Origin of the sequence: Citricoccus sp. NPDC055426, from assembly GCF_040677445.1 — a bacterium.
Lineage (GTDB): Bacteria > Actinomycetota > Actinomycetes > Actinomycetales > Micrococcaceae > Citricoccus.
The window spans coordinates 216,368-236,020 of the sequence record NZ_JBFARZ010000003.1 but is presented as its reverse complement, the minus strand read 5'-3'; the positions used below and the strand labels follow the sequence as shown (position 1 = coordinate 236,020).

Sequence of the window (19,653 nt, the reverse complement as noted above, 5' to 3'; positions counted from 1 at the left end):
TCAGCGCAGCAGTTCGTCGGTGTACTCGACCGACGCGGAGCCGCCGCCAGCCGCGGCGGGTGCGGCGCCGCCGTCGGGATGGAGCTGTTCCTCCCGCCGGCGCAACTCGACCCGGCGGATCTTGCCGGAGATGGTCTTGGGCAGTTCGTGGAACTCGAGTCGGCGGATGCGCTTGTAGGCGGCCAGCGTGTCGCGGCAGTGCTGCAGGATGGCGCGGGCCGTCTCCTCTCCGGGCTCCCAGCCCTCGGCCAGCCGGACGTAGGCCTTCGGCACGGCCAGGCGGATCGGATCGGGGGAGGGGACCACGGCGGCCTCGGCCACGGCGGGGTGCTCGATGATGGCGGACTCCAGCTCGAACGGGGAGAGCCGGTAGTCGGAGGCCTTGAACACATCGTCATTGCGGCCCACATAGGTGATCACGCCCTCGGCATCCCGAGAGACCAGGTCGCCCGTGTGGTAGAGGCCGTCCCGGAAGGCGAAGGCCGTCTTCTCCGGGTCGCCCCAGTACCCGGGGGTCAGCCCGACCGGCCGGGGGTCCAGCCGCAGGCAGAGTTCGCCGGACGCTGCCTGCTCCTGCCCGGTGTCCGGGTCGATCAGTACGACGTCGTAGCCCGGCAGGGGGCGGCCCATGGCGCCAGGGCGGACCGGCTGGCCAGGGGTGTTGGCCACCTGCAGTGTGGACTCGGTCTGTCCGAAGCCGTCACGGATCTGGCTGCCCCAGGCCTCCTCCACGCGCGCGATGACCTCGGGATTGAGGGGTTCACCTGCGGCCACGATCTTGGTCGGTGGCGTCTTCAGCTGCGACAGGTCAGCCTGGATGAGCATCCGCCACACGGTCGGCGGGGCGCAGAAACTCGTGACCTGCTCCCGTTCCATCTGGTCCATGAGCGCCACAGCGTCGAAGCGCCCGTGGTTGTAGAGGAACACGGTGGCCTCAGCGATGAACGGGGCGAAGAAGTTGGACCAGGCGTGCTTGGCCCATCCGGGGGAGGCGACGTTCAGGTGCACGTCTCCCGGCTCCAGCCCGATCCAGTACATGGTGGAGAGGTGGCCCACGGGGTAGGACGTGTGCGTATGCTCCACCAGCTTCGCTCGCGAGGTGGTGCCGGACGTGAAGTAGAGCAGCAGGGTCTCATCCGCCTGGGTCGGGGTGACCAGGTGGAACTCGGCGGGAGCGTCGGAAGACTCGCTCCAGTCGTGCAGGTGGCGTCCCGTGGCCCCCTCCACCGGGACCTCACCGATGTGGACGATCTGGAAGTCGCCGGGGACGTCCTGGAACTTCGGGACCTCGGCCCCATTGGTGACCACCCAGGTGGCGGCACCGCGCTCCACCCGATCCGCGAGGTCTGCCGTCCCGAGCATGAGCGTGGAGGGGATCACCGGGGCGCCGAGCCGGACGCAGGCCAGCATGACCTCCCACAGCTCCACCTGGTTGCCGAGCATCACGATGACCCGGTCTCCGCGCCGCACCCCGATCCCGGACAGCCAGGCCGCCACCTGATGGGACCGCTCCGAGAGCTCCTGGTAGGAGCGACGCTCGGCTCCGCCATCCTCCTCGACGATGACCAGGGCCGGCTGCTCACCACGAGGTCCGGCCGCGATGTCATCGATCCAGTCCGAGGCGAAGTTGAAGTGCTCGAAGCGGGGCCAGACGAACGTGCGGTGGGCGGTGTCCGGGTCGGTGCGGCAGGCCAGGAGCCGCTCCCGGGCTGAGCGGAACGTATCGGCGTTGGACGGCGAGTTCATGGTCGACAGCATACGGATCCGAGCATCACCCGGAACAGGAGGTTCCTACCTGCTACGCGGACCCAGGATTCCGCAGACCGGTGCGGGCCAGGACGCCGTGGCCTGATCCTGGGCGACGGCCTGATCGTAGGCCGCGGCGACATCCTCCGGGAAGTCCGTTCCCCGGCGGGTGTCCAGGTCGACGTGGACGAGGACCGTCTCGAAGATGCACGCCAGCCGGTCCCGGCCGCGGTCCATGATGAGGGCCAGCATATGCCCGACCTTGGCGCTTCGCTCCAGTGTCCGGACGTGGACGGTGATGGGGGTCCCCAGCTGCATCTCCTGCAGGTAGGTCAGGTGGTGTTCAGCGGTGAAGACGCCCAGCCGACGCTCGGCGCGGTAGGCATCGTCGATCCCGAAGGCTTGGCAGACCTGTTCGGTAGATTGCCCGCCCAGATCGAAGTAGTGGCGGATGTTCATGTGTCCGTTGGCGTCGATCCAGTCGAGAGGGACCTCGTCCTCCCAGACCGGTTTGATCTGCAAGACCTCGTCGGCGGTGGGAGCGGGGCGGGTCATGACCACGGTGGTCTCCTTTGGGCGGGGCCGTCGGCACGTTCAATTATTCGGTCACACCTTATAGCCATGGGTGTTCGGGGCGGCGGCCACGCATGGATTCGATCACCCACCGGAATTTACTAGGACACCCTAGTAATTAGAAGGAAGCCCTAGTACCTTGGTGCGCAGATCGAATATCACCCCGTGTCGAGGAGAGCGCTCCATGAAGATTGTCGTATTGGCGAAGCAGGTCCCGGATACCTGGTCGGATCGGAAGATCGATCTGGAGTCAGGGCTTCTGGATCGCGCCGCTTCTGAGCCGGTGCCGGACGAGATCAACGAGCGGGCGCTGGAGAACGCGCTGGCCTTCAAGGATGAGAACAAGGACACCGAGATCGTGGTCGTCGCGATGGGTCCGGAGGATGCCACGAAGACGCTGCGGAAGCTGCTCTCGATGGGCGCGGACTCCGCGGTCCTGGTCTCGGACGCGGCCCTGGCCGGCTCGGACATGGTGCAGACCGCCCGGGTGCTGGCCGCGGCGATCGAGAAGGTCGGCGGGGCCGATCTGGTGGTGGCCGGCAACGAGGCCACCGATGGCCGCGGCGGGATGATCCCGGCGATGGTCGCCGAGGTGCTGGGGCTGCCGGTGCTGCCAGGTCTGGACGAGATCCAGATCGCCGCGGACCGGGTCTCCGGTGAGGCCGTGGTGGACGGTGGGGCCCTGCAGGTCTCCTCCGGGTACCCGGCGGTGGTCTCGGTGACGGAGAAGACGGCCGAGCCGAGGTTCCCGAACTTCAAGGGGATCATGGCGGCGAAGAAGAAGCCGCTGGAGAACTGGTCGCTGGCGGACCTGGGGATCCAGGCCGGCCCCGAGGCCGCCTCCGTCCGCTCGGTGATGGTCTCCGCAGCCGCCCGCCCGCCCAAGGAGGCGGGTCCGAAGGTCGCCGATGACGGCACCGCGGCGGCGCAGCTGGCCGAGTTCCTGGCCACGAACCGGCTCATCTGAGCCAGACGTCCGGGCCCGTACCCGGTCTGATCTGTGAATCGCACGAGACTTTTGAGCTGAAGGAAGCGCACACATGGCGAATGTTGGAAATGTACTGGTCCTGATCGAGACGACCGCCGAAGGGGCCCCGAAGTCCACGGCCGCGGGCCTGCTGGGGGCCGCTGCCGGCCTGGGCAACCCCGTGGCGGTGGCGGTGACCGCGCCCGGGGCGTCCGGGAACCTGGCCGCCGACCTGGGTGCCCTGGGAGCGGCTCAGGTCTATCTTGCCGAGTCGGAGACCGCGGCCACCGAGCTGGGCTCCGCCGCGGTCGGCGCCCTGGCCGATGCCGTGCAGGCCCTCTCGGCACCGGTCGTGCTGCTCTCGGCTACGAATGACTCCAAGGCGGTGGCCGGGCGACTGGCGATCGTGGCCGGCGGGTCCGTGGCCAGCGACGTCGTCGGCATCGCCTACGACGAGGAGGGCCAGGAGGTCATCGCCTCCCACGCCGTGTTCGGCGGGGACTTCACCACCGAGTCCACCGTCGAGGGCGGCCTGTTGATCGCGACCGTTCGCCCCGGCTCGATCGAGGCCCGCGCCGAGGCCGTGGCCTCCCCGGAGGTGACGACGGCCTCCGTGTCCACGCAGGCCGCGAAGGGCGCCGTGATCGACTCGGCCAGTGAGGCCCCGGCCACCTCGGACCGTCCCGCGCTGCGGGGCGCCAAGGCCGTGGTCTCCGGTGGCCGCGGGGTGGGCTCGAAGGAGGCCTTCTCCGTGGTCGAGGACCTCGCCGACGTGCTCGGTGCGGCCGTGGGCGCCTCCCGTGCCGCGGTGGATGCCGGCTATGTCCCGCAGTCCTACCAGGTCGGCCAGACCGGCGTGACGGTGACCCCGCAGCTGTATGTGGCGTTGGGGATCTCCGGGGCGATCCAGCACCGGGCCGGCATGCAGACCTCCAAGACGATCATCGCGATCAACAAGGACGAGGACGCCCCGATCTTCGAGGTCGCAGACTTCGGGATCGTCGGCGACGTGTTCTCCGTGGTCCCGCAGCTGATCGAGGAGATCGGCAAGCGCCGCAACTGACCCCCGCCGGCCCGCCGCCCGCAGACCACTCGCCGACCACGCGGGCTGCGGGCGGCGCGGGCCAGCCCGGCCTCTTCCTCCCCGGCGCACCTGGCGCACTGTGTTGATCCCGTCAGAAGGACTGAATACCACCATGAGCAGCGAGCAGAACCCGGGGCAGTCGCCGGTACGGCGCCGGATGGCGGGCTACACACCGCTGGCCGCACGGCCCGAGGCGCCGGCCACCGAGCATGAAGCCCCCGCCTCGGCCGTCTCGGAGGCCACGGCCCGTGAGGCGCAGGTGCCGGCGCAGCCGGAACCGACGCCCGCTGCCTCGGCCCCGGCTCCGGCCGGGCAGCCGGAACCGGCCCCAGCGGCCCCGGCGAACCACCAGGAACAGGCCCCCGCACCGGTCGCCTCCGAGGCCCCCGCCCGGAAGCGTCGCATGGGCGGCGCACCGGCACCCCTGCCGCCCACCGGCCAGCCCACGACGCCGGCCCCGGCACCCGCCGCTGCGGAGCCGGCTACCCCGGTGGCTGAGTCCTCCTCCCCGGCAGACTCCGGGCAGCCCGCTCCAGCCCCCGCCACCCAAGCCCCCTCCGCCCAGGCCCCGTCCGCACCGACGCGGAAGCGTCGGATGGGCAGCGCCCCCGCTGCGGCCGCAGCCGCGGCGCCCGCAGCGCCGGCGGGTCAGGATGCGTCACCGGCCGGTCAGGACTCAGCCACTGCCCAGCCCGCCGCTGGTGGGCCGACGGCATCGCCGGCAGCTGCGGACGCGCCGGCGGCTCCGGCTGCTGGTGCGCCGAAGCGTCGCATGGGTGGCGCCCCCGCGGCCCAGGCCAGCACCCCGTCGGCAGCGGCGCCTGATGCCACGGCTTCCGAGACCGGCGATGCGGCGGCCCCGAAGAAGCGGATGGGTGGCGCCCCCTCGGCCGGGGCTGCGGCGTCCACTGCGGCTGCCCCGCCTTCAGCAACCCCCGCAGCCTCCACTCCAGCCGCCTCCGCCTCCAGCACAGCGTCCACGCCCGCCTCCACCTCGGGATCCGCCGCCACGACCACGCCGGCCAACCGGCCGTCGTCGGGCAGGGCGGGGACGCCGGGACCGGCCGGTGCGGCGACCCCGAAGAAGTCCGAGCGGCCGTGGGTGAAACCCGCGGTGATCATCGGATCCCTGGTGGTCGTGGCCGCCGCGGTGGTGCTGGGTGCCCGCTGGCTGCGGACCTTGGAGGGGGTGCAGGAGTTCATCGCCACCTATGACGGTCATTCCACCCAGTTGGAGGCGGCCCCGGAGGGCATGCCCTGGTGGATGGGCTGGCAGCACTTCTTCAACATGTTCCTGATGGTGTTGATCATCCGCACCGGCCTGCAGGTCCGCAACGAGCGCAAGCCCCCCGGCTACTGGACGGCCAAGAAGGGCTCGTTCTTCTCCCCGAAGGGAAACACCCCCAAGAAGGTGTCCCTGACCCAGTGGCTGCACCAGTCCCTGGACGTGCTCTGGGTCCTCAACGGGCTGGTCTTCATCATCCTGCTGTTCGCCACGGGCCACTGGATGCGGATCGTGCCCACGGACTGGGACGTGTTCCCGAACATGCTCTCCGGAGCCATCCAGTATGCCTCCCTGGACTGGCCCACCGAGAACGGCTGGGTGCACTACAACGCCCTGCAGGTGATGGCCTACGGGTTCACGGTGTTCATCGCGGCCCCACTGGCGATCCTCTCCGGGATCCGGTTCTCCACCTGGTGGCCGGACAACGCCGAGAGGCTGAACAAGATCTACCCGGTCGAATGGGCCCGGGCCACGCACTTCCCGGTGATGCTCTACTTCGTGGGCTTCATCATCGTGCACGTGTTCCTGGTGTTCTTCACCGGGGCCCTGCGGAACCTGAACCACATGTACACCTCCCGCGACGTCGTGGACTGGTGGGGCCTGGTGATCTTCCTGGTCTCGCTCGTGGTCATCGCGGCGGCCTGGTTCCTGTCCAAGCCCCTGTTCACCACACCCATCGCCAACACCATGGGCAAAGTCAGCAAATAATCACCGCATGACACCTCCTGGTGCCGCCCCGTGACCCGGGGCGGCTCCGGGCCACTCGCCCTCCTGTGATCCGGGATGGCGTCAGAAGAAGGACGGACAACATGCTTCGCATCACCGAAGACCAGCAGGCACTCGTGGAAGCCGTCCGCGGCTTCGCCACCGAGCGAATCGCCCCCCACGCGCTGGAGTGGGACGAGCAGAAACACTTCCCGGTGGACGTCCTGGCTGAGGCCGGCGAACTCGGTCTCGGTGCCATCTACGTGAGGGAGGAGCACGGCGGCGCAGGACTGGACCGCAAGGACGCCGTCCTCATCTTCGAGGAACTGGCGAAGGCCGACCCGGCCCTGGCTGCCTACATCTCCATCCACAACATGGTGGTGTGGATGATCGATTCCTTCGGAACGGACGAGCAGCGCGCCCGGTTGATTCCGGACCTGGTCACCATGCAGCGCCTCGGCAGCTACTGCCTGACCGAGCCCGGCGCCGGCTCGGACGCGGCGTCCCTGGCCACCCGCGCCGTCCGGGACGGCGAGGACTACGTGCTCAACGGTGTCAAGCAGTTCATCTCCGGTGCCGGTGCCTCCGAGTACTACGTGGTGATGTGCCGGACCGCGGACACCGGGTCCAGGGGAATCTCCACCCTGGTGGTACCCAAGGACACCCCGGGGCTGTCCTTCGGGCCGAGCGAGAAGAAGATGGGCTGGAACACCCAGCCCACCCGGCAGGTGATCTTCGAGGACGCCCGGGTGCCGGTGGCCAACCGCCTCGGGGCCGAGGGGGACGGCTTCCACATCGCCATGAAGGGGCTCAACGGGGGGCGCATCAACATCGGTGCCTGCTCCCTCGGTGGGGGACAGACAGCTCTCGAGAAGGCAGCCGCCTACCTCAAGGAACGCACCGCCTTCGGTGCCCCCCTGACCACCAAGCAGTCGCTGGTCTTCGACCTCGCCGAGACGGACATGAACCTGGAGGCGGCCCGCACCCTGCTGATGCGTGCCGCCGATGCCCTGGACCGCCAGGACCCGGACACCGTCCGGCTCTGCGCCATGGCCAAGAAGGTGGCCACCGATGCCGGCTTCGAGGCGGCCAACACCTCCCTGCAGCTCCACGGCGGCTACGGCTACCTGCACGAGTACGGCATCGAGAAGATCGTCCGGGACCTGCGGGTCCACCAGATCCTCGAGGGATCCAACGAGATCATGCGGCTGATCGTCGGCCGCATGCTGGTCGACGGCTGAGAGGAACCCATGAGCACCGACACGCCCACCCCTGAGGCAGAGCCCGAGGTCATCGTCCGCCGCGCCGGCCGCCTCGGACACCTGATCCTCAACCGGCCGAAGGCCCTGAACTCCCTCACCCACGGCATGGTGAAGACCATCAAGGCCACCCTGGAGACCTGGAGGGACGACGCGTCCGTCGCCACCGTCCTGGTCTCCGGCGCGGGGGAGAAGGGCCTGTGCGCCGGGGGAGACATCGTCTCCGTCTACCGCTCCATCACTGCGGGGCGCCCCGAGGACGGCGACGTGTTCTTCGCCGACGAGTACGCCATGAACTCCCTCATCGCCGACTACCCCAAGCCCTATGTGGCCTTCATGGACGGGATCGTCCTGGGCGGTGGCGTCGGGGTCTCCGCCCACGGCTCACACCGCATCGTCACCGAGCGCACTCGCCTGGGAATGCCGGAGACCGGCATCGGCTTCTTCCCCGACGTCGGCGGGTCCTGGCTGCTCGCCCGCACCCCCTCGAACCTCGGACTGCACATGGCGCTCACCTCCGGTCACGTCACCGGAGCCGACGCCCTCGTGGCCGGCTTCGCCGACCACTTCGTCCCGTCCGAGCGGCTGGCGGAACTGGCCGGCGCACTCGAGTCTGCGGGCGCGGACGAGGCGATCGCCGCCGTCGCGATGGCAGCCGGCGACATCCCGCCCGCACCGCTGGCCCAGCAGCGGCACTGGATCGAGGCCTGCTACAGCGCGGACACCGCCGAGGAGATCGTGGCCGCGCTGCAGGCCGATGGCGCCCCGGAGGCCGCTGCGGCGGCCGAGGCGATCCGGGGGAAGTGCCCGGCCTCCGTGAAGATCACCCTGGAACACGTCCGCGGCGCGGCGCAGGCCCGCTCGGTGCAGGAGGTGCTGGCGGCCGACTACAGGCTGACCTATCACCTGCTGCGGGCCCACAACTTCCCCGAGGGCATCCGCGCCCTGCTGGTGGACAAGGACCGCAACCCGCGGTGGGAGCCAGCCACGCTCGACCAGGTGTCAGCGGAAGACGTCACCGCCCTGTTCGCCCCCATCGAAGGCCGAGAACTCACCCTCTGACCCTCCGAAGCATCACCCCAGGAGAACCTGACATGACCGAGAACACCGCAGCCACCGTCACCACGCCGGGCGCCGCCGGAAGCCCGTCCGAGCTGCCCGCCGTCGCCTTCATCGGCCTGGGCAACATGGGCGGGCCGATGGCCCACAACCTCGCCGCCGCGGGCTACCGGGTCTTCGGGTTCGATCTGGCCCCGGAGGCCCTCGAGAAGGCGCGGGCGGCGGGCGTGGAGATCGCCGCCACCGGGGCGGAGGCCGTGCGCAGCGCCGCCGCCTCAGGGTCGTCCGGGGGTAGCCTCGTCATCACCATGCTGCCGGCCGGCCGGCACGTGCTCGGTGCCTACCAGGGCAGTGAGGCCGGCGAGGGCCTGCTGCCCGCGGCTGCACCCGGCACGCTGTTCATGGACTGCTCCACCATCGCGGTCGAGGATTCCAAGCAGGTCCACCAGCTGGCGACGGCGGCCGGGCACCGGGCGCTGGATGCCCCGGTCTCCGGCGGCACGGTCGGGGCCGAGGCTGGCACCCTGGCGATGATGGTCGGCGGTGCGGCCGAGGACTTCGCCGAGGCGCTGCCCGTCCTGGAGGTCGTGGGCCGGCGCGTGGTGCACTGCGGCGAGGGCGGCGCCGGGCAGGCCGCCAAGGTCTGCAACAACATGATCCTCGGCGCCTCCATGATCGCCGTCTCCGAGGCCTTCGTGCTGGGAGAGAAGCTCGGCCTGAGCAACGAGGCGCTGTATGACGTGGCCTCGGAGGCCTCTGGCCAGTGCTGGGCCCTGACCACCAACTGCCCCGTCCCCGGGCCGGTCCCCACCTCCCCGGCCAACCGCGACTACCAGCCGGGTTTCGCCGGCGCCCTGATGGCCAAGGACCTGGGCCTGGCCAAGCACGCCATCGAGACCACCGGTACCGCGAGCCGGATCGGCCTACTCGCCGAGGAGATCTACGCCGCCTTCGCCGACGGCCAGGGCGGTTCCCAGGACTTCTCCGCCATCATCCAGCAGATCCGCGAGCAGTCCGCGGCCGCCTGAGACCTGTGCGAGCCCCTGAGACCAGTACGAGCAAGGAGCACCATTGACCTCTGACCACAGCACTGAAGACCGCACCTACGAGACGATCCTGACCAGCGTGACCGGACGCGTCGGAACGATCACGCTGAACCGGCCGAAGGCCCTCAACGCCCTGAACCTGCAGCTCACCGAGGAGTTGCTCGAGGCCGCCGAGGCCTTCGACGCGGACCCGGGGATCGGCGCGATCATCATCACCGGCTCGGAGAAGGCGTTCGCCGCCGGGGCGGACATCAAGGAGATGGCCACCCACTCCTTCGCCGAGGTCTACGCCGCCGACCTCTTCGGAGCCTGGGACCGACTCGCCGCGGTGCGCACCCCCGTCATCTCCGCCGTGGCGGGCCACGCCCTGGGCGGCGGCTGCGAGCTGGCCATGATCGCGGACATCATCCTCGCCGCGGACAACGCGAAGTTCGGCCAGCCCGAGATCAAGCTCGGCATCATCCCCGGCATGGGCGGCTCCCAGCGGCTCACCCGGGCCATCGGCAAGTCCAAGGCCATGGAGATGGTGCTGACCGGCCGGGTCATGGGCGCCGACGAGGCCGAGCGCTCCGGACTGGTGGCCCGCGTGGTCCCGGTGGCATCGCTGGCGTCCGAGGCCGCCGAACTGGCCGCCACCATCGCGGGGATGTCCAAGCCGATCGCGATGATCGCCAAGGAGTCCGTCAACCGCTCCTACGAGTCATCCCTGAGCGAGGGCCTGCTCTACGAGCGCCGGATGAACCACGCCTGCTTCGCCACCGAGGACCAGAAGGAGGGCATGGCCGCGTTCGTTCAGAAGCGCCAGGCCACCTTCACCCACCGCTGAGCACCACACGATTGCCCTGAAAGGGGAAGACCATGAGTGAGATCATCCTGGACGAGCGAGCGGCCGGCATCCTGGCCGGCGTCGAGCAGCTGTTGTGGATCGACGGGCGCGCCACCGAGGCGTCCACCGGCGAGTGGCGCGGGGTGCGCAACCCCGCCCGGCGTGGGGAGGTCATCGGCCGGGTGCCGGCCGCCGGCGAGGAGGACGTCAACCGGGCGGTCTCCGCAGCCCGCCGGGCCTTCACTCAGTGGCGCAGCGTGCACTTCACGGACCGCGCCAGGGCCCTGCTGGCCATCGCAAACGACATCGAGGCCGAGGCGGAGAAGTTCGCACGGCTCACCGCCCTGGACACCGGCAACGCCCTGAGCACCCAGGCCCGCCCAGAGGTCAAGACCCTGGTCTCCCTGTTCCGCTACTTCGCCGGCGTGGCCGGGGAGTCCAAGGGCGTCACCCTGCCCGCGGGGGACCAGCAGCTGCAGTACACCCGCCGCGAGCCGCTGGGCGTGGTGGCGTGCATCCTGCCGTGGAACTCGCCGTTGATGATCGCCGCCTTCAAGGTGCCGGCCGCCCTGGCCGCCGGCAACACCGTGATCCTCAAGGCCGCCGACGATGCGCCGCTGACCATCCAGTACCTGGCCCAGGTCTGCCAGCGGCACCTGCCGGCCGGCGTCGTGAACTCCCTGACCGGCCGCGGCTCGGTGATCGGCAACGCCCTGTCCACCCACCCGGGAGTGGACAAGGTGTCCTTCACCGGTTCCACCGAGGTGGGCCGTGGGGTGGCCGCGCAGGCTTCCGAGCGGCTGGCGCACCTGTCCCTGGAGCTGGGCGGCAAGAACCCGTCCATCGTGTTCCCGGACGCGGTCGAGGACGAGGGCATCCTGGACGGGCTGATGCTCTCCTCGCGCTTCGCCCGCCAGGGCCAGTCCTGCACCGCCGGCTCCCGGCTGTTCCTGCATGAGGACATCTATGACGAGATGTTGGAGAAGCTGGCGGCCAAGCTCGGGGCCATGACGGTCGGCGACCCGCTGGACGAGGCCACGGACATGGGCGCGGTCATCAACCAATCCCAGTTCGACCAGATCTCCGGCTTCATGGAGGACGGGCGGAACCACCCGGACCTGACCACCGTGCTCGGCGGGTCCGCGCCCACCGAGGGGCCGCTGACGGAGGGCTTCTACCACGTGCCGACGATCTTCGGCGGGGCGAAGAACGACTTCCGGCTGGCCCAGGAGGAGATCTTCGGCCCCGTGCTGGTGGCCATCAAGTGGAAGGACGTGGACGAGGTCATCCAGATGGCCAACGACTCCCACTACGGCCTGGCCGCGTACGTCTGGACGCACGACCTGGACAATGCCCTGAACACCGCGCACCGGCTCGAGACCGGCTGGGTGCAGGTCAACCAGGGCGGCGGGCAGGTGGTGGGCCAGTCCTACGGCGGCTACAAGCAGTCCGGCATGGGCCGGGAAGCGTCACTGGAGGGCATGCTGGAGGGCTTCACCCAGATCAAGCAGGTCAACGTCAAGTTGCGGAAGTAGGCGGGGGTTGAGCATGGCGGACAAGACTGCGGACCACACCGTGCCCGACGGCGGCGCGGCGCCTGCCGCGGCCGGCGCGGCCCTGCCGCTGGCCGGGATCACCGTGATGGACCTGTCCCGGGCCCTGGCGGGGCCGTACTGCACGGCGCTGCTGGGCGACCTCGGGGCGGACATCATCAAGGTGGAGTCCGCCAAGGGCGGGGACTCCACCCGCTCCTGGCCGCCGTTCGAGGACGAGCACTCGCTCTACTTCGACTCCACGAACCGCAACAAGCAGTCGATCGCGGTGGACTTCTACACCGAGGCCGGCCGGCGACTGCTGTGGGACCTCGCGGTAGCCGCGGACGTGCTGGTGGAGAACTTCCGCCCCGGCGTCCTGGCCACCATGGGGCTGGACCCGGCCGCGCTGCGTGAGGCGAATCCAGGGCTGGTGATCGCCTCCGTCTCCGGCTTCGGGACCACCGGCCCGCTGTCCCAGGCAGCCGGGCTGGACCAGGTGGCCCAGGGGATGTCCGGGCTGATGTCCGTGACAGGCCCGGACGCCGACTCGCCCACCCGGGTGGGGGTGCCGGTGATGGACCTCTACGCCGGCGTCTTCACCGCCGTGGGGATCTGCGCCTCGCTGGCCGGCCGCGCCGGCAACGGGGGACAAGGCCACGAGGTGGGGACCTCCCTACTGGAGGCCGGGCTGGCCGTCTCGGCCTTCCAGGGACAGAACTACCTGTCCACCGGCGCGGTCCCGGTGCCGCAGGGCAACAACCACCCGGTGCTCTCCCCGTACGGGGTCTTCCGCACCGCCGACATCCCCGCGATCATCGCGGTGGGCAACCAGGCCCATTGGGCCAAGTTCTGCGCCATCATCGACGCCCCCGAGCTCGAGCACGACCCGCGCTTCGCCGTGGGACGTGACCGCTCGGAGCACCGGGCCGAACTGACCGAGCTGATCGAGGCGAAGCTGGTGCACCGGCCCGGGCTGGAATGGATCGAGGCGTTCCGCGCCGCGGGGATCCCCACCGGACCCATCTACACCTATGCCCAGGCCTTCGACGACCCCCAGGTCCAGGCCCTGGACATGGTCCAGACCGTGGCGCGGACGGACGGCTCGGCGCTGCCGCTGCTGCGCGGACCGCTGAGCATCAACGGCACCGCCACCGGCGTGCGCAAGGCCCCGCCCGCCCTCGGCGAGGACACCCGGTCCGTGCTGGAGGGCCTGGGCCTGGACGAAAGCCAGATCGCCGGCCTCGTCGAGGCAGGCATCGTCCAGGAACACGGTCGAGAGGGAGTGCGGTCATGACCGAGTCCACGGTGACCGGTGGTTCGGTCCAGGTCTCCCAGTCGGGGCCCATCGCCACCCTGACCCTGTCCAACCCCGGGCGGCGCAACACCATGACGGAGGCCATGTGGCGGGCCCTGGAGCCGGCCTGCGCCCGACTGGCCGATGACGGATCGGTGCGGGCCGTCGTCGTGCGCGGGGCCGGGACGGATTTCTCGGCCGGGGCGGACATCTCCGACCTGGGCTCGATCCTGAAGGACGAGGAGTCCGGGCATCACGACGGCGGGGCCGTGGCCGCCGGCGAGGCGGCCCTGGCCGGGCTGCACAAGCCGACCATCGCCGCCGTCGAGGGCTACTGCCTGGGCGGTGCCTGGCAGATCGCGGCGGCCTGCGACATCCGACTGGCCTCCTCCGATGCGACCTTCGGGATCACCCCGGCCAAGATCGGGATCGTGTACCCGACGGCCGGAATCGAACGGCTCGTACGCATCGCCGGGCCGGCCACCGCCAAGTACCTGCTGTTCAGCGGCGACTTCGTGGACGCCGAGCGGGCCCGCGTGCTCGGCCTGGTCCAGGCCGTCCACCCCGCCGAGACCTTCTGGGACGAGGTGGACGCGTTCGTGCAGCGGCTCGCGAACCGGTCCCAGCTGTCCATCCAGGCCATGAAGGACATCGTGGACACCGTGGTGGCCGGGGACGGAAGCGGGAACGAGCTGCGCCACGCGAGCAACCACTGGCAGCACCTGATGGCCACCACCGGGGACGCCGAGACCGGCATCCGGGCGTTCCTGGCCAAGGGGACCCCCGAGTTCACCTGGAACGGCGGCCGGGACACCCAACGGCGCACCACGAGCGCGGCCTCATGAACCCTCCGCTGCAGCACGACCCCGTGGCGCAGGCCCACCACAACTGGACCGGCCACGGCTGGGGCGAGTCCGCGGACGCCATGGCCGCGGTGACCTCCCTGTTCCGCGTGCAACAGATCCTGATGGCGCGGATCGACGCCGTCCTGCGGCCCTTAGACCTGACGTTCGCCCGTTTCGAGATGCTGACCCTGCTGGGGTTCTCCCGGACCGGGGCCATGCCGCTGGCCAAGGCCTCGAGCCGGCTCCAGGTCCACCCCACCTCGGTCACCAACACGGTGGAGCGCCTGGGGCAGGCCGGACTCGTGGAGCGGCAGCCGCATCCCACGGACGGCCGGGCCAATCTCATCGCGATCACCCCCCAGGGGCGCGATCTGGCCCTGCAGGCCGCCCGCGAGCTCAACCGCGAGGTCTTCTCGGACATCGGCCTGCCCACCGGTGAGCTGACGGACCTGAACCGCCTCCTCGCGACCCTGCGCTTCACGGCCCGCGACTTCTCCGAGCCCAGCGCGCTGATGGGCGGCGCGGGGGAGCGTGCGGCCGGCACGGCGTCCGAGGTCAGGGACGGCGCCGGAGATCGGACCGGCGCCGGGACCGGAACCGGGCCTGTAGCCGGCACCGGGACCGGGACGGAGGATCCCGGACGCGCCACGGCGGGGACCGATCGCGCAGAGCCGGACCACGCGGAGCCGGACGCATCCACAGCATCACGCGACCCCTCGGAGACCGCCGCCGAGACGGTACGGCCCCGGCGGCGCAGGCTGCCGAGAGCATAGAGCATCGCCCGATCCAAGGGGCCCAAGGACACGCCCTCGATTTGCTTTCGGGAACAAACAATGAGAAAATAAATTGGTCTATTTCCCGGTGGCTGGCTTCTCTCTGCCCCGGTGACATCTCGGTGTTAGCAACAGGAAGGTGCATCCCACCCATGCGTCTGGTTCCCGGTCAGTTCGTTGTCCATCCCCATCACGGACCCGCTGTGGTCCTCGACCGCCAGGTCCGGCAGTTGAAGGGCAAGGACGTCGCGTATGTGGAGCTGGACATCCAGGACAAGGGCTTGCGCATCTCCGTCCCCGAGTCGATGGTCAAGGACATCGGCGTCCGGGACGTCAGCAGCCACACCCAGGTGCGCAAGCTGATGTCCCTGCTGGCCAAGCCCAGCGAGCACGTGGAGGAGCAGTGGTCCCGCCGGCTCAAGGCCTTCCAGGAGAAGCTCGCCACCGGCGACCTGCACCGCGTGGCCGAGGTCGTCCGTGACCTGCACCGCCGCCAGGCGGAGAAGGACCTCTCCATGGCCGAGCGCACCCTCTACCGCGATGCCGCGGAGGTGCTGGCCGCCGAGGTCGCGATCGTGCTTGACATCTCCGTGGTCGAGGCCGAGGAGGTCATGGTCCAGGCCGTGGACGGCGTCCCCCTGAAGGACCTCGGGCTGGACCGCGGCAAGGACTCGAAGAGGGACAAGCAGGCCGCCTGATACCCCGGCCGATCTTGTAGATCCAGCGGTCGAAAGAGGCCCGTTCCACGCCCGAAGAGGGCGGCGAGGAGCGGGCCTCTTTCGACCTGCAGACGTATGGGTCAGCGGGCGGTGCGGAAGGTCGCCGTCGCCTGCACGAAGGGCTTGGTCTCGTTCCGGTGCCCGACGCCGGCCCCCTCGCCCCGCTGTCCGGCTGCGGTGGCGCGGTGCTCACCGGAGAACAGCTCGACCTCGACGATCCGCAGGGAGCGCCCGGCGTGCCGGACCCTGGTCCAGGTGGCGATCGCCCCCGAGGCGGGACGCAGGAACCGCACCTGCAGGGATTGGAGATCGTAGCCGGTACGGTCCGGCAGGGCCTGCTGGGCCGCGAGCCCGGCCATCATGCTCAGGGCGCCGCCGTGCGTGGCCCCGTGTGGGTTCTTCAGGACGTCGAGGGCTCCGAAGTCCACGCCCGGTCGGAAGTCCTCCGTCACCGCCGGCCGCTCCTCTCGACGAGGCTCGGCCACCCGGAGCCCGAGCAGCGCCGGGAACGGCGACTCCGTCTCCGGGCCCAGGGGCAGCGCGGCCTGGCGCTCGTAGTGGTCCAGGGCCTCCTCGCTGTTCTCCGCCACGGCCTGGAACCACCCCGTGGCGTGCGCGTACTCCGTCCCCTCGGCGTCCAGCAGGGTTCCCCGGGACGCCCCGCCCAGCCCGTCCACGGAGGTGGCCTGGGTCCAGGCGTCCAGGACGGTGCCGTCGACCGGGAGCGGGCGGGTGAAGTTCAGCTGCAGCTCGGTGGTGACGATCCAGTCCAGGTCCGGGGCGGCCGCATGGACGGACTTGGCCAGGGTGTTGTCCAGCAGGACCGCGGCGGAGAGGGCGGTGGGGCGGTCGTCCGCGTCGCGTGACCACGGGCCGGTGGTCAGGGACCCGGACCGTCCCGGGGCGAACCCGCCGGCCGCCCCGTCGATCTGCACGCGCATCAGCCGTTCCGTGCGGCCGAGCGGAGAGATAGCCTTCCTGCCAGAGCGTGGGTGCGGCGGAATCCGAGGGGCCCGCGGAGCGGTCCCGGTCGTGTCGGTCGTCGGATGGGTCATCCCAGCAACCTAGCGCAGCGGTGGCCGCCGGAGGTGAGGAGGGCCTCGTGTGACCCGACGCATAACAGGTCCGCCATCGATGCGCAAAGATAACAGATTGATAAAGATCTCCGAGCCCCCTGAGGGGGCCTGGCAATTTGCCCGGGCAACCGCGTCAGGCATGGGATGCGGCGGTGCGTCGGACGCCCGCAAACGGAGCGGAGGAGGGCCTGAAACCCCGGTATTCCGCAGAAGCCGGCTTGAAATCAGATCTCATCTCGTTAGGTTGGAAGGGATGGCAGATGATGCAGACACACCACTGACCCACCGACCGACAGCCCCCGTGCTCCGTCCTCCGAGAATCGAGGACGGCGCCGCGTTGTGGCAGATCACGAAGGACTCGAAGGTCCTGGACGTCAACTCGTCCTACTACTACCTGTTGTGGTGCAGGGACTTCGCCGACACCACTGTGATCGCCGAGATCGACGGGCGTCCGGCCGGCTTCGTCACCGGATACCTCCGGCCCCAGGCCCCCACCACGCTGATGGTGTGGCAGGTGGCCGTCACGGAGGCCGCCCGCGGCTACGGTCTGGCCTCCCGCATGCTGGACGAGCTCGTGACGCGCACCTCTGCCCAGGCGCTGGAGACCACCATCACCGAGGACAACGCGGCCTCCCAGCGGCTGTTCGCCAGCTTCGCGGAACGCTTCGGGGCGGACCATGAGATCACCCCGCTCATCACCGCGGAGATGTACCCGGACGGCCACGACACCGAATTCCTGCACCGCATCGCCCCACTGGCGAGTCAGTAGCCGACGCGGGAAGCACCGGCACGTCTTGGCCCCACACGGGCCTCCGGCCGCCTCGATCCTTCACCCACTCGCCAGCCCCACCGCACCAGCTGGCCGCACGCCTCGCGCGCCGGCCACCACCGTCCACGAAAGGGATTCACACCATGGACACCACCGTCTTCACCACCGTCGAGTCAGAGGTCCGCAGCTACAGCCGCGGATGGCCCACCGTCTTCGCCAAGGCCAAGGGCTCCATCCAGACCGCCGAGGACGGCAAGGAGTACCTGGACTTCTTCGCCGGCGCGGGCACGCTGAACTACGGCCACAACCACCCGAAGGTCCAGCAGGCCGTGGCGGACTACCTCACCACCGATGCCCCGGTGCACTCGCTGGACATGATGACCCCGGCCAAGCGGGAGTTCCTGGAGACCTTCCGGGACGTGATCCTCACCCCGCGCGGCCTGGACTACAAGGTCATGTTCCCCGGCCCGACGGGCACCAACACCGTGGAGGCCGCGCTGAAGCTGGCCCGCAAGGTGACCGGCCGCCAGCACGTGCTGTCCTTCACCAACGCCTTTCACGGCATGACGCTGGGTGCACTGGCCGTGACCGGCAACTCGATGAAGCGCAAGGGCGCCGGCATCCCGCTCACCAACAGCTCCAAGATCCCCTATGACGACTACTTCGGCGGGGCCACCGAGGACTTCCTGTGGCTCGAGCGGGTCCTGGACGACTCGGGCTCCGGCGTGGACAAGCCGGCCGCCATCATCGTGGAGACCGTCCAGGGCGAGGGTGGCGTGAACGCTGCCCGGCTCGAGTGGCTCAAGGCCCTGGCGGACCTGTGCGAGAAGCACGAGATCCTGCTGATCGTGGACGACGTCCAGGCCGGCTGCGGCCGAACCGGCACCTTCTTCAGCTTCGAGGAGGCCGGTTTCACCCCGGACATTGTCTGCCTGTCCAAGTCGATCTCCGGCTTCGGCCAGCCGATGGCGTTGACCCTGTTCCGCCCCGAGCTGGACGTGTGGGAGCCGGGCGAGCACAACGGCACGTTCCGCGGCAACAACCTCGCCTTCGTGGCGGCGACCACCTCGCTGAAGGAGTTCTGGGCCGACGACTCGTTCCAGAAGGGCCAGCTGGCCGAGAACATCGCGGTGCTCCGCGGCGGACTCGAGCAGATCGCCGGTGCCGTGGAGGGCTCCTCCGTCCGTGGCCGCGGCATGTTCGGCGGCCTGCACTTCCCGGACCTCGAGGTGGCCGGCAAGGTGGCCGCCGAGTGCTTCGCGCAGGGCCTGCTCGTGGAGACCTCCGGTCCGGACGACGAGGTCCTGAAGTTCCTCGCCCCGCTGAACACCCCGAAGGAGCAGCTGGAGCGCGGCCTCGGGATCGTGGCCGCCGCGGTGGCCACCGTGACCGGTGTCCCCTTCGACTACAAACCCGGCGAGACCAAGCTGGCCGGCGCCGCCTAAGCCCCACCACTACTCATCACGAGAGTGGTAACTGTCGAACCGCGCGGCGTGTCTCGACAGTCACCGCTCTCGTGATCGATGCTCACAGAACGTTTTCCACCGAAAGGAACCCCTCATGCTGGTGACCAACCTGAACGACCTGAATGACACCGAGCGCGATATCAAGTCCGAGACCTGGCGCTCCCGCCGGATGGTGCTGGCCCGTGAGGGTGTCGGCTTCTCCTTCCACGACACCGTGATCTACGCTGGCACGACCTCCACGTTCCACTACGCGAACCACATCGAGGCCGTGTACTGCGTGCAGGGCGAGGGCACCCTGACCAACGAGGTGACCGGCGAGGTGCACGAGATCAAGGACGGCAGCATGTACCTGCTGGACGGCCACGAGAAGCACACCGTGCGGGCCACCACCGAGATGCGCATGGCCTGCGTGTTCAACCCGCCGGTGACCGGCCGCGAGACCCATGACGAGAACGGCATCTACCAGCTGGTACTCGAGGAGGGCTCGGACCGCAAGGTGCCCAAGAAGGCCAACGTGGAGACTCAGGCCATGGCCTGATGGCCTGATCCACACCCCACCCACGACGGCGGCGCGTCACCTGCAGAAGCCTGCACGGCTCCGAATTCCGCCGGACCCACCAGTGGAA

The 19,653-nt window shown here is 69.8% G+C and carries 20 protein-coding genes; 15 read left to right on the top strand and 5 right to left on the bottom strand.

Features of this window, described 5'->3' with window-relative positions; translation table 11 throughout:
- Together AB0K08_RS06860 and AB0K08_RS06855 are read right to left on the bottom strand one after the other, a co-directional pair.
- The gene (locus AB0K08_RS06860) at positions 1–1,746 is read right to left on the bottom strand and encodes an AMP-binding protein (RefSeq protein ID WP_363352782.1); all 1,746 of its coding nucleotides are present in this window, start codon (positions 1,744–1,746) and stop codon (positions 1–3) included.
- Positions 1,747–1,791: 45 nt separating this feature from the next.
- A complete protein-coding gene (locus AB0K08_RS06855) occupies positions 1,792–2,301 on the bottom strand; it encodes a thioesterase family protein (protein WP_363352781.1) in 510 nt (169 codons plus the stop codon).
- A 202-nt stretch (positions 2,302–2,503) separates the two neighbouring features.
- On the opposite strand from AB0K08_RS06855, the gene AB0K08_RS06850 reads away from it, so the two are divergent.
- Positions 2,504–3,286 carry an electron transfer flavoprotein subunit beta/FixA family protein gene (locus AB0K08_RS06850; protein WP_363352780.1) on the top strand — a complete coding sequence of 261 codons (783 nt, stop codon included), beginning with the start codon at positions 2,504–2,506 and terminating at the stop codon, positions 3,284–3,286.
- Positions 3,287–3,359: 73 nt separating this feature from the next.
- Positions 3,360–4,349: an electron transfer flavoprotein subunit alpha/FixB family protein gene (locus AB0K08_RS06845; RefSeq protein ID WP_363352779.1), complete on the top strand. Its 990-nt coding sequence runs from the start codon at positions 3,360–3,362 to the stop codon at positions 4,347–4,349.
- A gap of 186 nt (positions 4,350–4,535) precedes the next feature.
- Here the strand turns inward: AB0K08_RS06845 and AB0K08_RS06840 are convergent, their stop codons facing one another.
- Both AB0K08_RS06840 and AB0K08_RS06835 read right to left on the bottom strand, forming a co-directional pair.
- Positions 4,536–4,916, bottom strand: a complete 381-nt coding sequence (locus AB0K08_RS06840) for a hypothetical protein (RefSeq protein WP_363352778.1) — start codon at positions 4,914–4,916, stop codon at positions 4,536–4,538.
- Between the two features lie 123 nt (positions 4,917–5,039).
- Positions 5,040–5,492 (bottom strand): hypothetical protein, encoded by a 453-nt coding sequence (locus AB0K08_RS06835; RefSeq protein ID WP_363352777.1) that lies wholly within the window; start codon positions 5,490–5,492, stop codon positions 5,040–5,042.
- Between AB0K08_RS06835 and AB0K08_RS06830 the strand changes: the two genes are divergently transcribed.
- The 10 genes from AB0K08_RS06830 (at position 5,485) to AB0K08_RS06785 (ending at position 15,695) form a co-directional block, all read left to right on the top strand.
- Entirely contained in the window at positions 5,485–6,363 is an 879-nt protein-coding gene (locus AB0K08_RS06830; protein ID WP_363352776.1) for a cytochrome b/b6 domain-containing protein, read from the top strand. The two genes, AB0K08_RS06835 and AB0K08_RS06830, sit on opposite strands and share 8 nt — an antisense overlap.
- 101 nt (positions 6,364–6,464) lie before the next feature.
- A complete protein-coding gene (locus AB0K08_RS06825; protein WP_363352775.1) occupies positions 6,465–7,601 on the top strand; it encodes an acyl-CoA dehydrogenase family protein in 1,137 nt (378 codons plus the stop codon).
- Positions 7,602–7,610: 9 nt separating this feature from the next.
- Positions 7,611–8,681 carry an enoyl-CoA hydratase/isomerase family protein gene (locus tag AB0K08_RS06820; protein WP_363352774.1) on the top strand — a complete coding sequence of 357 codons (1,071 nt, stop codon included), beginning with the start codon at positions 7,611–7,613 and terminating at the stop codon, positions 8,679–8,681.
- 32 nt (positions 8,682–8,713) lie between these two features.
- Positions 8,714–9,706, top strand: a complete 993-nt coding sequence (gene mmsB, locus AB0K08_RS06815) for a 3-hydroxyisobutyrate dehydrogenase (protein WP_363352773.1) — start codon at positions 8,714–8,716, stop codon at positions 9,704–9,706.
- Between the two features lie 43 nt (positions 9,707–9,749).
- Positions 9,750–10,550, top strand: coding sequence for an enoyl-CoA hydratase (locus AB0K08_RS06810; protein WP_363352772.1), 801 nt, complete (start codon positions 9,750–9,752; stop codon positions 10,548–10,550).
- A gap of 32 nt (positions 10,551–10,582) precedes the next feature.
- Positions 10,583–12,085, top strand: a complete 1,503-nt coding sequence (locus AB0K08_RS06805; protein WP_363352771.1) for an aldehyde dehydrogenase family protein — start codon at positions 10,583–10,585, stop codon at positions 12,083–12,085.
- Positions 12,086–12,098: 13 nt separating this feature from the next.
- On the top strand, positions 12,099–13,379 hold the full coding sequence (locus tag AB0K08_RS06800; RefSeq protein ID WP_363352770.1) for a CoA transferase: 1,281 nt from the start codon (positions 12,099–12,101) through the stop codon (positions 13,377–13,379).
- Positions 13,376–14,224, top strand: a complete 849-nt coding sequence (locus AB0K08_RS06795) for an enoyl-CoA hydratase/isomerase family protein (RefSeq protein WP_363352769.1) — start codon at positions 13,376–13,378, stop codon at positions 14,222–14,224. The genes AB0K08_RS06800 and AB0K08_RS06795 overlap by 4 nt, the downstream gene beginning before the upstream one ends.
- Complete coding sequence (locus AB0K08_RS06790) at positions 14,221–14,997, top strand: MarR family transcriptional regulator (RefSeq protein ID WP_363352768.1); 777 nt, start codon at positions 14,221–14,223, stop codon at positions 14,995–14,997. The genes AB0K08_RS06795 and AB0K08_RS06790 overlap by 4 nt, the downstream gene beginning before the upstream one ends.
- Positions 14,998–15,149: 152 nt before the next feature.
- A complete protein-coding gene (locus AB0K08_RS06785) occupies positions 15,150–15,695 on the top strand; it encodes a CarD family transcriptional regulator (protein WP_363352767.1) in 546 nt (181 codons plus the stop codon).
- 101 nt (positions 15,696–15,796) lie between these two features.
- Here AB0K08_RS06785 and AB0K08_RS06780 read toward each other — a convergent pair whose 3' ends face one another.
- On the bottom strand, positions 15,797–16,657 hold the full coding sequence (locus AB0K08_RS06780; protein ID WP_363352766.1) for an acyl-CoA thioesterase domain-containing protein: 861 nt from the start codon (positions 16,655–16,657) through the stop codon (positions 15,797–15,799).
- 388 nt (positions 16,658–17,045) lie between these two features.
- Here AB0K08_RS06780 and ectA point away from each other — a divergent pair, with 388 nt between their 5' ends.
- The 3 genes from ectA to AB0K08_RS06765 all read left to right on the top strand — a co-directional run bounded on the left by ectA (position 17,046) and on the right by AB0K08_RS06765 (position 19,565).
- Positions 17,046–17,561, top strand: a complete 516-nt coding sequence (gene ectA / locus AB0K08_RS06775) for a diaminobutyrate acetyltransferase (protein ID WP_363352765.1) — start codon at positions 17,046–17,048, stop codon at positions 17,559–17,561.
- Positions 17,562–17,704: 143 nt separating this feature from the next.
- Positions 17,705–19,006 (top strand): diaminobutyrate--2-oxoglutarate transaminase, encoded by a 1,302-nt coding sequence (ectB, locus tag AB0K08_RS06770; protein ID WP_363352764.1) that lies wholly within the window; start codon positions 17,705–17,707, stop codon positions 19,004–19,006.
- A gap of 115 nt (positions 19,007–19,121) precedes the next feature.
- Positions 19,122–19,565 carry an ectoine synthase gene (locus AB0K08_RS06765; protein WP_363352763.1) on the top strand — a complete coding sequence of 148 codons (444 nt, stop codon included), beginning with the start codon at positions 19,122–19,124 and terminating at the stop codon, positions 19,563–19,565.
- Positions 19,566–19,653 lie beyond the last annotated feature (88 nt).